Source organism: Bradyrhizobium sp. ARR65 (assembly GCF_000472385.1).
Lineage (GTDB): Bacteria > Pseudomonadota > Alphaproteobacteria > Rhizobiales > Xanthobacteraceae > Bradyrhizobium.
Genome location: NZ_AWZU01000001.1, coordinates 328,734 through 342,040, shown reverse-complemented (window position 1 = coordinate 342,040; position 13,307 = coordinate 328,734). Strand labels below are relative to the sequence as shown.

Below are 13,307 nucleotides of genomic sequence, written 5' to 3'. Positions count from 1 at the left end.
TTTGATGGCGCGATAAGAAAGAGGGCCGCCGGGAGCGGACATTCGGGAGCAAGCGATGGCAAAGTTCAAGGTGGTGACGCCGAAAGGCGCGAGTTTCACGGTTGCCGGCGGCGGCTACGGTTACGAAATGGAAGCGCTCGAGCCGATCGGCGCGGAGATCGTCGAGGCACCGGCCAATGAGACCGAATTCATCGCCGCGGCGAAGAGCGCCGACGCCATCTACGCCAAGGGCATGCCGATCACCAAGGCCATCATCGATGCGCTCGAGAACTGCAAAGTCATCACGCTCGGCAGCGTCGGCGTCGACAGTGTCGATGTGAAAGCCGCGACTGCGCGCGGCATTCCCGTCACCAACATTCCGGACACGTTCATCGAGGAGGTCGCCGATCACGCCATGATGCTGCTGCTTGCCGGCTTTCGCCGCCTCGTCGAGCAGGACAAGATGGTACGCGAAGGCCGCTGGAGCGAAGGCCGGCCGGCGCTGCTCAAGATCCCGCGGCTGATGGGACAGACGCTTGGCTTCATCTCCTTCGGGCGGGTGGCGCGCGCGGTGGCAAAACGTGCCGCGCCGTTCGGATTGCGCATGATGGCCTTCGATCCCTTCATCCAGGAAACGTTGATGTACGATCACGGCGTGATGCCTGCGACGCTGTCGGAGGTGCTGTCGCAATCCGATTTCGTCTCGATGCACGCCCCGGCCCGTCCCGAAGTGCATCATATGCTGAACGAGCAGCATTTCAGGCAAATGAAGAAAAACGCGATCTTCATCAACACCGGCCGCGGCGCCACCGTGAATGAGGAGGCGCTGATCAAGGCGCTGCAGGAGGGCTGGATCGCGCATGCCGCACTCGATGTGCTGGAGAAGGAGCCGCCCTCGCATAACAATCCGCTGCTGCGGAAGGAGAACGTCACGCTGACCGCGCACGTCGCTTCCGCCTCCGCGCGCTTCGATGAAGCGCGCAAGCGCCGGGTCGGCTACGAATTGTCGCTGGTCTTGCAGGGCATGTGGCCGGTGAGCTGCGTCAACCCCGCGGTGCTGCAGAACACGAAACTCCGGCGCTGGCAGCCCATCAGCATGGACCGCGGACCCAATAGCTAGAGCATCCCGTCATTGCGAGGAGCAAGGCGACGAAGCACTCCAGACCGCAGCACTCCAGACCGCATCGGCAAAGAAGGTCTGGAGTGCTTCGCTTGCGCTCGCAATGACGCTCGAAGTCGGGCGCGACTTCCCTCGATTCGCTCAGCTCGGCAACTGCTCGTTAAATCGACGAGCCCTAGCACAAGCGGCAGGATCCCCAGGACAAGCGGCAGCCGATGCGGCTTCCGCGGTCACGGTTTCCAGCTTCCGACTGAGGAATCGACGCAAGCGCCCTCACTCGCGCCGACGTTGCGAACGATCGGACGACCCTGCAACGGTGATCGGCAGGATCCCTCTCGATAATCGGGTGATCTATTCAGAAGTGCAGATGCGAGTTCCCGCTGCGACCATCACGTTTTGTTACGATGCAGCCAGAGCGTGCAACGCGACGAAGAAATGCAACGGCCGCTGGCAAGCAAGATTGCCGTGCACGCGGCACCTGAGTCCGGGCGCTCACCATCTCGAAATCGACGGAACGATTTTCATATGCCTGACTTGTTGGCGGGATGAGTGATCTCTTCGGCGCGGACCACGATGAAGGCGGACCGGCGCGACAGCGCAGGGTCCTTCCATGGGTCTTGGTCGTCATCTTGCTGGTCATCGGCGGCGCATTGTTTTGGGCGAGCAACCGTGCCGAGAAAAATTCTCCGACCGTGGCTGCAAATCAATCCACCGAGCAGCCTCCGGCGCATGACGAGACAAAACAGACGTTGGCTTCGCTCCAACAAGCAGTGAACGACCTTCAGTCCGCCCGTCAACGCGACGAGGGGCAGGTCGCCGACCTGCAACGACAGCTATCGGCCGAACAAGGCGAACGAAAGCTGCTATCGGACCAGATTGGCGCGCTCGCCGGGCGTGTGGACGGCCTGGAGAAAGCACGTGCCGAGTTCACAGGACCTGCAAACAGGCGCCGCGGACGCTGAGCCTCTGGAATGAGATGCGCATCGATTGATCGGCGCGAGACGCGAAGCGGGGTTATTCTCAGACCAAGCCGCCCACCTGTCGAAACAGCGGCTCGACGCGCGACGGTTCCGGACGACACGCGTCGAGCCTGACCACGCCCGCTTGCGCTTCATGCGCTCACGACTGTAGCCAACTGTGTTAATCGGTCCCCTCCACGCGCGGGAGTTGCGTGAGCAGAACCGTCAGGCACGGCCAGAACGGTCGCCCTCCAACGGCCCGGCGGCCGAAAAGCCACGAAAACGACCTCAGCATTCTGTGTGGGGGCGGATGCTGAGGCCGTTCGGGGGCGATCCGCCACACGGACGAAGCGGACCTTCCACCATCATCTTACCTTTGGCGGGTTCCAGCATTCGCATAGGTGAATCCGATGGTCTAATTCGCCGCGGGAGTGGCGGCCACGCGTAGCGGCTTCGCTCGATCCGGGCGCCACAAGCATGGCGAACCCGGCAGGAGAGCCTTGCGATCATTGCGCCGGGGCCGGCTCGCGCGGACGCCAAGCCTCGCCAGTGCGCTCGGCGAGGGTCTCCTTCGGCGGGATGCCCCGCAGCGGAGGAAAATCGTCGACCGTCAGCGTTTCCTTCGCGATCAAGAGCTGGACGCCGGCTTCGAGATCATTGCGATGTGACTCCAGGATCGAGCGGGCGCGTCTATCCGCGTCCTCGATCAAGCCGCGCACCGCGAGATCGATTTCGCGCCCCGTCGCTTCGGCGGCGCTGACGAGTTGATCCTGCGCGGCCTGGATAAACGTCTGCGGCCGCGGTGCGTAGGTGCGCTGGCCGATGGTGGCGTCCATGCCATATTTGGTGACCATCTCCAGCGCGATTTCGGTTGCGCGCTGCAAATCATCGGCGGCTCCGGTCGAGACGTCGCCGTCATAGATGAGTTGCTCCGATGCGCGCCCTCCCATCAGCACCGCAATGCGGTTCTTCAATTCGCTCGCCGACAACAGGAAACGGTCTTCGGTCGGCCGCTGCATGGTGTAGCCAAGGGCGCCGACGCCGCGCGGAATGATCGAGACTTTCTGCACCGGATCGACCCCGGGGAGGTTCGCGGCCACAAGCGCATGCCCCATCTCGTGATAGGCGACACGCCGGCGCTCCTCCTTGCCAAGCACCCTGCTCTTCTTCTCGACGCCGGCAACGATGCGCTCGATGGCCAGGGTGAAATCGTCGAACGAGACCTGGTCGGCCCGGCGTCGGGTCGCCGCGATCGCCGCCTCGTTGATCAGGTTGGCGAGGTCGGCGCCGGTGAAGCCGGCGGTGAGGCTCGCGATCTTGTCGATATCGACGTCGATGGCAACCTTGATCTTGCGGATATGCACTCTCAGAATGGCGATGCGGCCGCTCTTGTCCGGACGATCGACCAGCACCTGTCGGTCGAAGCGGCCGGCGCGCAGCAAGGCGGGATCAAGGATTTCCGGCCGGTTGGTGGCGGCGAGCAGGATCACGCCGGTCGAGGGATCGAAACCGTCGAGTTCGGCGAGTAGCTGGTTCAGCGTCTGCTCCTTCTCGTCATAGCCGCCGAGCGCGCCGGACGTGCGGCTGCGTCCCAGGGCGTCGAGCTCGTCGATGAAGATGATGCAGGGCGCGGCCTCGCGCGCCTGCTGGAACAGGTCACGCACGCGCGCCGCGCCCACGCCGACGAACATCTCCACGAATTCGGAACCGGAGATCGAGAAGAACGGCACGCCGGCCTCGCCGGCCACCGCTTTCGCGAGCAGCGTCTTGCCGGTACCGGGCGGGCCGACCAGCAAAATGCCCTTGGGCACATGCGCGCCCAGCCGGCCGTAGCTCTTCGGATCCTTCAGGAACGACACCACTTCCTGCAATTCGAACTTGGCCTCTTCGACACCGGCGACATCGGCGAAGGTGGTCTTGGTGTCCTTCTCGACATAGACCTTGGCGCGCGACTTACCGATCGACATCAGCCCGCCAAAGCCCTGGCGCTCGGCGACGCGGCGGAACAGGAAGATCCAGATCAGATAGAACATCAGCGCGGGCACCACCCAGGACAGGATGGTCTGCAGCAGCCCGCCCGAGGGCACGCCGTTGACGACGACGCCCTTGGCCGCGAGTCTTTCGGCCAGCGCCGGATCGACGCGCGCGGTGACGAAGGCCGACTTGCCGCTCGGGAGCTTCTCGTTCTCCTTCAACTTGCCGGTGATGGTGTCCTGCCCGACGCCGACTTCGGCGACCTTGCCTGCGCTGACGAGCTGCTCGAACTGGCTATAGGGAATAGTCTCAACGGTATTGTACGTCGTAAACAACCATTGCAGCACCAGCATGCCGATGCCGGCGGCGAAGATGTACCCCATCGCAATGGCCTGTTTGCGCTGGGAGGGGTCCGATTTCATCTCGTGCTCCGCCTGCTAAGCCCGCACACCGGGCCATAAGTATAAACCTTGCTAGCAGGCTGCGGTTCCCGGCATTTGCTCTGGATCAACGGCTGCAAGGCATAAAAAGGACCGCCCAGCACGTCGCTTGGGCGGTCATCAACGCAAATGAGTGCGGCTCGATCGCGAGCCGGTGCGCAAGAGCGCGGTTATGTCCGTGCTTGTCCCGGCCACCGCCGTATTACCCGTCATTCCGGGATGCGCGAAGCGCAGACCCGGAATCTCGAGATTCCGGGTTCGATGCTTCGCATCGCCCCGGAATGACGAGGGGCAATCGTGAATGCCCGGGCCTTGCCTCGCCGAGGGGGCTTCAGCCCGGGTCAAGCCCGGGCATGACGAGCGAGATTGCTATGGCCGGCGAGTATCCTGACTAAAACGCCAGCGCCTTGGCCTGCTTGACCTGCGGCAGGGCCTGCACCTTGCCGAGCAACTCCGCCGGCACCGCGCCGTCGACCTCGACCAGGGCGATGGCATCGCCGCCCGGCGCCGTGCGGCCGAGATGGAACGTCGCGATGTTGATCTTGGCGTCGCCCAGCAGGCTTGCGAACTTGCCGATGAAGCCCGGCTTGTCCTCGTTGGTGACATAGATCATCGACTTGCCGAATTCGGCATCGATCCGGATGCCCTTGACATCGACCAGACGCGGCTTGCCGTCGTGATACACCGTGCCCGACACCGAGCGCTGCTGCCGCTCGGTGGCAACAGTAACCGTGATGAGGCTCTCATAATCGCTTTGCGCCGCGCGCACGACCTCGTCCACGATCATCCCGCGCTCCTTGGCAACAACGGGCGCGGAGACGACATTGACCTCGCCCAGCATCGGCCGCAGCAGGCCGGCGAGCACAGCAGAGGTCAGCGCCTTGATCTTCATCTCGGCGACGTGACCCTCATAGGTAATCTCGACCTTGCGGATGCCGGTCTCGGTGAGCTGGCCGGCGAAAGAGCCGAGCTTTTCGGCGAGTTCGATGAACGGCTTCAGCTTCGGCGCCTCTTCCGCCGTGATCGACGGGAAATTGATGGCGTTGGAGATCGCGCCGGTGAGCAGATAATCCGACATCTGTTCGGCGATCTGCAGCGCGACATTCTCCTGCGCCTCGGTGGTGGAGGCGCCGAGATGCGGCGTGCAGATCACGTTGGGATGGCCGAACAGCACGTTCTTGGTCGCCGGCTCCTCGCTGAAGACGTCCAAGGCCGCGCCCGCGACATGCTTGGAGTTGAGCGCATCGGCGAGCGCCTGCTCATCAACCAGGCCGCCGCGTGCACAGTTGATGATGCGCACGCCCTTCTTCATCTTGGCGATCGCGGCCGCGTCGATGATATTCCGGGTCTTGTCGGTGAGTGGAGTGTGCAGGGTGATGAAATCGGCGCGCCTCAACAATTCGTCGAGATCGACCTTGTCGACCCCGAGATCCACCGCGCGCTCCGGCGACAGGAACGGATCGTAGGCGATCACCTTCATGCGCAGACCCATGGCGCGGTCGGCGACGATCGAGCCAATATTGCCGCAGCCGATGATGCCCAGCACCTTGCCGGTGATCTCGACGCCCATGAAGCGGTTCTTCTCCCATTTGCCGGCCTGCGTGGAGGCGTCGGCCTGCGGGATTTCGCGCGCCAAGGCCAGCATCAGGGTGATGGCGTGCTCGGCGGTCGTGATCGAATTGCCGAACGGCGTGTTCATCACGATGATGCCCTTTGCCGTGGCGGCCGGGATCTCGACATTGTCGACGCCGATGCCGGCGCGGCCGATCACCTTGAGCTTCTTGGCGCGCTCGATGATCTTGGCGGTGGCCTTGGTGGCGGAGCGGATGGCGAGGCCGTCATAGTGGCCGATGATCTCGGCGAGCTTGTCCTTGTCCTTGCCGAGGTTGGGCTGGAAATCGACCTCGACGCCGCGGTCTTTGAAGATCTGCACGGCGGCGGGCGAGAGGGCGTCGGAAATGAGAACTTTGGGTTTGGACATGGGTGTGATCCTGAGAATGGATTAAATCCGTCGTCCCGGCCGAAGCGCCACTTGCGCAAAGCGCCGGGACCCATACTCCCGATGGTGGTTATGGGTCCCGGGTCGGCTTCCGCCTTCGCTCTTTGAGCTACGGCGGACAAGTCGCCCGCCCGGACGACGATGGAGTGAGTCAGGCCGCCTTGGCGAGCAGCGCCTTGGCCTCGACGAAGGCCCAGTCGATCCACTGCGTCAGCAGCGCGACGTCGGTCGCTTCCACCGTGGCGCCGCACCAGATGCGCAGGCCTGCCGGCGCATCGCGGTAATGCGCGAAGTCGTAACCGGCGGCTTCCTTCTCGACCATGGCGACGAGATTCTTGACGAAATCCGCCTGCGCGTCCGCCGTGAGCGAGGTGATCGCGGGATCCGTGAACTTCAGGCACACCGAGGTGTTGGAACGGAGCGCCGCGTCCTTGGCCAGGAAATCGATCCACGGCGTACGCGCGACCCAGTCGGCGAGCACCTTGGTGTTGGCATCGGCGCGCGCGATCAGCGCCTTCAGTCCGCCGATCGATTTGCCCCAGTTCAGCGCGTCCAGATAATCCTCGACGCAGAGCATCGAGGGCGTGTTGATGGTCTCGCCGACGAAGATGCCTTCGTTGAGCTTGCCGTTCTTGGTCATGCGAAAGATCTTCGGCAGCGGCCAGGCGGGCTTGTAGGTCTCGAGCCGCTCGACCGCGCGGGGGCTCAGCACCAGCATGCCATGCGCCGCCTCGCCGCCCAGCGCCTTCTGCCAGGAGAAGGTGACGACGTCGAGCTTGGCCCAATCCAACGGCTGCGCGAAGGCGGCCGACGTGGCGTCGCAAATCGTCAGCCCCTTGCGATCCGCCTTGATCCAGTCAGCGTTCGGCACGCGAACGCCGGAGGTAGTGCCGTTCCAGGTGAAGACGATGTCGGTGTCGGAATCCACCTTGGACAGATCGGGGATGTCGCCATAAGGCGCCGTAACACCGGTGACGTCCTTGAGCTTCAACTGCTTGACGACGTCGGTGACCCATCCCTCGCCGAAGGACTCCCAGGCGAGCATGGTGACGGGGCGCGCGCCGAGCAGCGACCATAGCGCCATCTCGACGGCGCCGGTATCGGAGGCCGGCACGATGCCGATGCGGTAGTCGGCCGGTACTTCCAGCACTTCGCGCGTCAGATCGATCGCAAGCTTGAGCTTGGTCTTGCCGACCTTCGCGCGATGCGAGCGGCCGAGAGCTGCGTCCTTGAGATTTTGGGGGTTCCAGCCGGGGCGCTTCGCACAGGGGCCGGACGAAAAATGCGGCACGATCGGCCGCTGAGCGGGCTTCGCTGCAGTCATGGTCTACCCTTCCAGATAGTAAGCCTCCCGTTGGGGGGAGGTGTCCCGCCGCGGTGCATAAGGGAATCGGGTGCAAACGTCAAGGAAGTTCGCAACCCTCACGTTCGATTGATGCCGGAGGCAACGAACTGACGCGAACGGTCGTGCACGAACAAAGCCCCGCGCTATTCCGGCGCAGCCCCCACCGGCGCGCCGCCGCCGGGCCGGTGCAGGAATGTCATGGACGCGTAGGCGCCGATCCACGAGCCGATGGCGGCGAACAGCACGTAGATCCAGTTCTCGGTGTAGCTGATGACAGCGAAGGACGAGAGCAGATACCAGATGCTGCTCCAGGTCGCCGCGTGAACGCGTTTTCGCGCCACCACTGACGACGTAAACATCACGTAAACCGCATCGGTCGCCGCGGTGGCGATCACGACGGCCAGCGCCGTCAAAGGATGGATGGAAGACATTGCACGGCCTCCCTGCCCTTCGGATGAAATAACGCGAATTAAGGCGCGGCCGCCCTCTACTGCAGCGGCTGCCCAACCATCACCGTCACTCTGAGGAGCTTGCGTAGCAAGCGTCCCGAAGGGCGACGGCCCGGCTGCCGAAGCGGGGCCGATCATCCTTCGAGGCTCGTGGAGCCTGTCATCGGGCCGCGCTTCGCGCGGACCCGGTGGCTCACGCCTCAGGATGACGGTTCAAAGTGTGTGCCCGTCGCGAGCTCAGACGGCCATCCTAGAATCTTATCGTCATTCCAACGTGACTCTTCGAAAATCCAAGCCGCTCATAGAAGCGTTGCGCGTCGAGGCGGGTGTGATGCGTGAGCAGCTCGACCAACCCGCAGCCTTGCGCGCGCGCCTCCGCGATCGCCCAGCGCACGAGTTGCTCGCCGATGCCGCGGCTGCGGCGATCCGATGCGACGCGGACGTCTTCGATCAGGCCGCGCGAGGCGCCTTGCGAGCTCAAGCCGGGAAGGATGCAAAGCTGCAGGCAGCCCACCGCATGCCCCTCCTCTTCCGCAACCGTCAGGTGGATGTTCGGATCGGCATCCAGCCTGGCGAAAGCCTGAAAATAGCAGTCCGGCAGCGGCGCCTCGATCCGCTCGCGCCCGCGGCCGAGCGGATCATCCGCGAGCATCGCGACGATCTTGCCGACGTCCTCGCGGCGGGCACGGCGCAGGATGATGGAGCTGGCAGTCATCATTGTCCTTTCGACTCTCAAGGCGCGGGCGGCAGCCGCAGACGCTGCTCGCATGAGCCAATCCAGCGCCGGATCGCGGGATACGCGTCGAGCTCGAAACCGCCCTCATGCGCAAGCCTGGTATAGGCGAGCAGCGAAACATCGGCGAGCGAGAAACCGCCATCGACGAGGAACGGCGTCACCGCGAGCTCCTGCTCCATCCGCGCCAGCGCCGCATAGCCGCGCCTGACCTTGTCGGGATCGAGATCGGAGGCGGGCTTGCCGAGGTAGCGCATCTGGAAGCGGCACACCGCCACATAGGGTTCGTGGCTGTATTGCTCCCAGAACAGCCATTCGTCCATTTTGGCGGCGGCGAAGTCGTCGGCGGGAATGAGATCGCTGCCGCGCGCGAGATAGCGGATGATCGCGTTCGATTGCGCGAGGGTCCGGCCGTCATCGAACTGAACCATCGGCACCTGGCCGGCACTGTTGAGCGCGAGGAATTCGGGCGTGCGCGTCTCGCGATTGAGCGTATCGACCTCGATCCAGGTGTAGGGCAGCGCAAGATCATCGCAGACCCATTTCACCTTCAGGCAATTGCCGGAATTGCCGTCGCCGTAGATTTTCATCTCTGCCGTCCCGCCTTTGGGCGGACAGAGCAACAGGCGGCAGCGACGCTGTCAACCACCGCTCGCCGCGAAACGAAACGGTCGGCTCAGAATTTGTAGCCGAGGCCGGCGCGTACGGTGTTGATGTTGGATTCGATATCCGACGTCACACGCTGATATTCGTACTCGGCGCGCGCAAACAGCCCGCCGACCAACATGACGTCAAAGCCGACGCCGGCCGAGTATCCGTAGACCAGCTTCTCCTTGCTGGCCGAGGTCGCAGGCGACAGCATTGGAGCAGGGGTGGCGGAAACACTGCGGTCGACCGTCTGATCGCCAAAGCCGGCGCCGATAAAACCGTACGGCAGGAAACATCCAATGGCGTAGCCGCCCCTCAGGCGCAACGAGCCGAAATCTGACACCCCGACAGTCGCAGTTGAATGCGTCATCGTCGTCGCCTGGAAGCTCCTCAAGTCGTAGGTATAGCCGGTGCCGCTAGACGTGGCGCTAAACCCGCCATGCACGTAGTTCGCCTCGACACCGAGGACGACGTCGTCCCATTGACCGTTGTAGCCCGCAAACGCGCCAAAGCCGGTATTCGTGCTATGCGCCGTCCCGAGCGGCGCCCATCCATAACTGTAGTTCGGCGGCGGAACGAAGGCGCCTTGCAGATCGGCGTTGATATTGGCAGGAATGCTCGACCTGATCGAACCCCAATCGGCCTGGCCACCGACATAAAATCCTTCCCAGTTCGGATGAGACGCGCTGAGCCCGTCGGTGAAGCCGCCGCGAAGGATCGGGAGATCGGCGGCTCTCGCGCCCGTCATCATTCCGCACATCACCACCGCCACCCACAGCCCACGCATCCCAACGCTCCAATCAAAACGCTTCAACATCGCACCGATCATCGCTCGTTAACCTTAACCAATGGTTGTCGCGCACTGCGTAGTCGCACGTTGTTGCGCGCGAAGATGCGGGCCGCAGCAAAAACGGCGCGGAAAGCTCCCGCGCCGTTAGCAAAGCTTAAGAGAGACGGGGCTCGTCAGCCCTTGGTGACCAGCGGAGGCGGTGGAGGCGGCGGCAGGTCGCAGCAGGTCCAGCGCAGGCCAAGCCGCACATCCTGCGAAGTCAGGTCGTGGAATTGGAAGGCCCGGCTGCTCGTGGTCCCGTCGAACGTCGCACCGCCGCCCGTGATGGCGCTGCCAAGATCGAGATAGCGATATGCCAGTTCGATGGTCAGACTGTTCGTGGCCTTATAGGCGAGGCCAGCATGAACGGCCCAGGCGAGGTCCCACTTGCTGCCGCTATTCGCCTGGTACAGACTGGTCAGCGGAACGCCGACGGCGGCCGAAAGATTGGCAGGAAACGTCGTGGTATCCGAAAGCCCACTGAAGGTGTTGTAGGCAGCACCGACGCCGGCGCCCACGAACGGCGTGATACACCACCAGGTGCCGAGGTCGACATACGCGTTGACCATTGCGACCCAGCTCGAAAAGCCGCCGCTATAAGTATCGCCGATCGGAAACACGCCAAGCCCGGGCCCGAAATTCACCCTCGCGAAATCGTTGCCGCTGAAATGCACTTTAGAGCGATACTCACCGGTGATATCGGCTCGGAACCAGCTATTGAATTGATAGCCGACACCGACGTCAAACGACGTTCCGCTGGTGAATTCGTGGCCGACCTGATTCACCGACAAGGTCGTCGAATCGTTATAGGCGGGCGCGAACAACTTGCCGCGCGTATTGGTCATGCCGATATCGCCGCGCAGATACCAGCCGCCGAAATCCGCAACTGGCGGCGGTCCGTACATCGGCGGCGGCGCGATCGGCATATCGGCAGCGAACGCCGCCGTGGAAAACAGTGAGGCCGCTCCAGCGGCAATCAAAAACTTAACGCTACGCATTGGCTTCGTCCTCTTGGCCGGTGAGGCACACGAAAACAAAAGCCCCACGTCGAAAACCCACGGCTGGACGATGCCATGAAAAGCTTAAGCCGCACTTAACCCTAATTTTTAAGGTTGATATTGTGTCACGATTGTCGGCAACGACACCGCTGCGAGAGCGCGCGAGCGGCAATCCCTAACAATGTGTGAAAGGCGAACAGCGACGGCGAGTAGCGAATAGAAAAAGAGCGCACGACTGCTATTCGCTACTTCCCGCCTGCTTTAGCGCATTGGCCGAGATAAGCGGATCGGAGGACGTTCCGCCAACCTCCGCCGTCATTGCGAGCGCAAGCGAAGCAATCCAGATCTCGCCACGGATGCAGTCTGGATTGGTTAGTCGCTTTCGATACTCGCAATGACCGGTCTGACTGAAGGCGCTCGTCCGGCTCTGCAACTTGATAGGCGCCTGCTTCACCGCGCGTGCTGCGGCAATTTCGGCAGGAACACCGCGAACAGGCCAATCGCCGGCAGAAAGGCGCAGACCTGATAGACGAACTCGATGCTGGTGTAGTCGGCGACCTTGCCGAGCACTGCCGCGCCAAGACCGCCGATGCCGAAGGCGACGCCGAAGAACACGCCGGAGATCATGCCGAAGCGATGCGGCACCAGCTCCTGCGCGAACACGATGATCGAGGATGTGGTCGAGGAGATGATAAGGCCGATGATCACCGACAGCACGGCGCTCGCCGCAAGGCCCGCATAGGGCAGTGCCAGCGTGAACGGCAGCGCGCCGACAATGGACAGCCAGATCACGATCCGGCGGCCGAAACGATCGCCCAAGGGTCCGCCGAAAAAGGCACCGACCGCATTCGCCGCCAGGAAGACGAAGAGATGGATTTGCGCCGCCTGCGTCGAGACGCCGAACCGGTCGATCAGGTAGAAGATGTAGTAGCTCGACAGGCTCGCGACATAGAGCTGCTTGGAGAACAAGAGCAGCACCAGCACGCCGAGTGCGAGCAGCACGGTGCCGCGGCTCTGGCCATGCGCTTCGGGCGCGATCGGCGCGGTCTTTCTCGCCGTGATCTGCGGCTTGTACCAGAGACCGATCCGCCACAAGAGCACAATCGCGATAAAGGCGATCGAGGAAAACCAGGCGATGCTGCCCTGCCCGAACGGCACGACAATGAGTGCCGCCAGCACCGGGCCCATCGAGGTGCCGAAGCTGCCGCCGAGCTGGAACACCGATTGCGCGAAACCGTAGCGGCCGCCGGAAGCAAGCCGCGCGATCCGTGCGGATTCCGGGTGGAACACCGCGGAGCCAAGTCCGATCATCGCCGCCGCGATCAGGATGACCACGTAATGGTGCGCGATGCTGAGCAGCAGCAGGCCGAAGAAGGTCGAGCCCATGCCGATCGAAAGCGAAAACGGCTGCGCCTTCTTGTCGGTGAAATGTCCCACCATCGGCTGCAGTAGCGAGGCGGTGAACTGGAACGCCAGCGTGATCAGGCCGATCTGCGCGAAGTCCAGCGCGTAATTGTCCTTCAGGATCGGATACACCGACGCAATCAACGACTGCATGGTGTCGTTGAGGAAGTGCGAGAAGCTGATGCCGGCAAGCACGACGTAGGCGGGACCGGCGGCTTTCGTTGCGAACGAAGCCTTGGCATCCGTCAGCACGACTTTTTCGGTTGGTGCTTTCTTGGAGACAATAACGGCTTTGTTCAAAGCAGCATTCCCGGCAGGCGCGGCAGCGCAGAATATCAATGCGCTGTAACTAACGCGCGAAGCCGATGCGCACCACTGGCAATAGCCGATAGCTGCGATGCAATCGTCAGCGACCCACCTGTGCCGCCAC

11 protein-coding genes are annotated in these 13,307 nt (G+C 63.0%); 2 read left to right on the top strand and 9 right to left on the bottom strand.

What is annotated here, in order from left to right; all coding sequences use genetic code 11:
- Positions 1–55 precede the first annotated feature (55 nt).
- Both F758_RS0101735 and F758_RS0101730 read left to right on the top strand, forming a co-directional pair.
- Positions 56–1,099 carry a C-terminal binding protein gene (locus F758_RS0101735; protein ID WP_024506227.1) on the top strand — a complete coding sequence of 348 codons (1,044 nt, stop codon included), beginning with the start codon at positions 56–58 and terminating at the stop codon, positions 1,097–1,099.
- Positions 1,100–1,728: 629 nt separating this feature from the next.
- Positions 1,729–2,061, top strand: coding sequence for a hypothetical protein (locus F758_RS0101730; protein WP_157449815.1), 333 nt, complete (start codon positions 1,729–1,731; stop codon positions 2,059–2,061).
- A 503-nt stretch (positions 2,062–2,564) separates the two neighbouring features.
- On the opposite strand, the gene ftsH is transcribed toward F758_RS0101730, so the two are convergent.
- From ftsH to F758_RS0101680, 9 genes are all read right to left on the bottom strand, one after another.
- The gene (ftsH, locus tag F758_RS0101725) at positions 2,565–4,454 is read right to left on the bottom strand and encodes an ATP-dependent zinc metalloprotease FtsH (protein ID WP_024506225.1); all 1,890 of its coding nucleotides are present in this window, start codon (positions 4,452–4,454) and stop codon (positions 2,565–2,567) included.
- Positions 4,455–4,863: 409 nt separating this feature from the next.
- Positions 4,864–6,453: a phosphoglycerate dehydrogenase gene (gene serA / locus F758_RS0101720; protein WP_024506224.1), complete on the bottom strand. Its 1,590-nt coding sequence runs from the start codon at positions 6,451–6,453 to the stop codon at positions 4,864–4,866.
- Positions 6,454–6,622: 169 nt separating this feature from the next.
- Positions 6,623–7,795 carry a phosphoserine transaminase gene (locus tag F758_RS0101715; RefSeq protein WP_024506223.1) on the bottom strand — a complete coding sequence of 391 codons (1,173 nt, stop codon included), beginning with the start codon at positions 7,793–7,795 and terminating at the stop codon, positions 6,623–6,625.
- A gap of 164 nt (positions 7,796–7,959) precedes the next feature.
- Entirely contained in the window at positions 7,960–8,247 is a 288-nt protein-coding gene (locus F758_RS0101710) for a hypothetical protein (protein ID WP_024506222.1), read from the bottom strand.
- Positions 8,248–8,515: 268 nt separating this feature from the next.
- Positions 8,516–8,980 (bottom strand): GNAT family N-acetyltransferase, encoded by a 465-nt coding sequence (locus F758_RS0101705; RefSeq protein ID WP_024506221.1) that lies wholly within the window; start codon positions 8,978–8,980, stop codon positions 8,516–8,518.
- A gap of 17 nt (positions 8,981–8,997) precedes the next feature.
- The gene (locus F758_RS0101700) at positions 8,998–9,588 is read right to left on the bottom strand and encodes a glutathione S-transferase family protein (protein ID WP_024506220.1); all 591 of its coding nucleotides are present in this window, start codon (positions 9,586–9,588) and stop codon (positions 8,998–9,000) included.
- A gap of 86 nt (positions 9,589–9,674) precedes the next feature.
- Complete coding sequence (locus F758_RS0101695) at positions 9,675–10,433, bottom strand: outer membrane protein (protein ID WP_024506219.1); 759 nt, start codon at positions 10,431–10,433, stop codon at positions 9,675–9,677.
- A gap of 176 nt (positions 10,434–10,609) precedes the next feature.
- Positions 10,610–11,473: an outer membrane protein gene (locus F758_RS0101690; protein ID WP_024506218.1), complete on the bottom strand. Its 864-nt coding sequence runs from the start codon at positions 11,471–11,473 to the stop codon at positions 10,610–10,612.
- 450 nt (positions 11,474–11,923) lie between these two features.
- Positions 11,924–13,177 (bottom strand): MFS transporter, encoded by a 1,254-nt coding sequence (locus tag F758_RS0101680; protein WP_024506216.1) that lies wholly within the window; start codon positions 13,175–13,177, stop codon positions 11,924–11,926.
- Positions 13,178–13,307 lie beyond the last annotated feature (130 nt).

What these genes read in the sequence shown, in the direction of transcription:
- F758_RS0101690 (WP_024506218.1), bottom strand. Translation starts at nt 11,473, where the DNA reads ATGCGTAGCGTTAAGTTTTTGATTGCCGCTGGAGCGGCCTCACTGTTT.
- serA (WP_024506224.1), bottom strand. Translation starts at nt 6,453, where the DNA reads ATGTCCAAACCCAAAGTTCTCATTTCCGACGCCCTCTCGCCCGCCGCC.
- F758_RS0101735 (WP_024506227.1), top strand. Translation starts at nt 56, where the DNA reads ATGGCAAAGTTCAAGGTGGTGACGCCGAAAGGCGCGAGTTTCACGGTT.
- F758_RS0101715 (WP_024506223.1), bottom strand. Translation starts at nt 7,795, where the DNA reads ATGACTGCAGCGAAGCCCGCTCAGCGGCCGATCGTGCCGCATTTTTCG.
- ftsH (WP_024506225.1), bottom strand. Translation starts at nt 4,454, where the DNA reads ATGAAATCGGACCCCTCCCAGCGCAAACAGGCCATTGCGATGGGGTAC.
- F758_RS0101710 (WP_024506222.1), bottom strand. Translation starts at nt 8,247, where the DNA reads ATGTCTTCCATCCATCCTTTGACGGCGCTGGCCGTCGTGATCGCCACC.
- F758_RS0101700 (WP_024506220.1), bottom strand. Translation starts at nt 9,588, where the DNA reads ATGAAAATCTACGGCGACGGCAATTCCGGCAATTGCCTGAAGGTGAAA.
- F758_RS0101695 (WP_024506219.1), bottom strand. Translation starts at nt 10,433, where the DNA reads ATGCGTGGGCTGTGGGTGGCGGTGGTGATGTGCGGAATGATGACGGGC.
- F758_RS0101705 (WP_024506221.1), bottom strand. Translation starts at nt 8,980, where the DNA reads ATGACTGCCAGCTCCATCATCCTGCGCCGTGCCCGCCGCGAGGACGTC.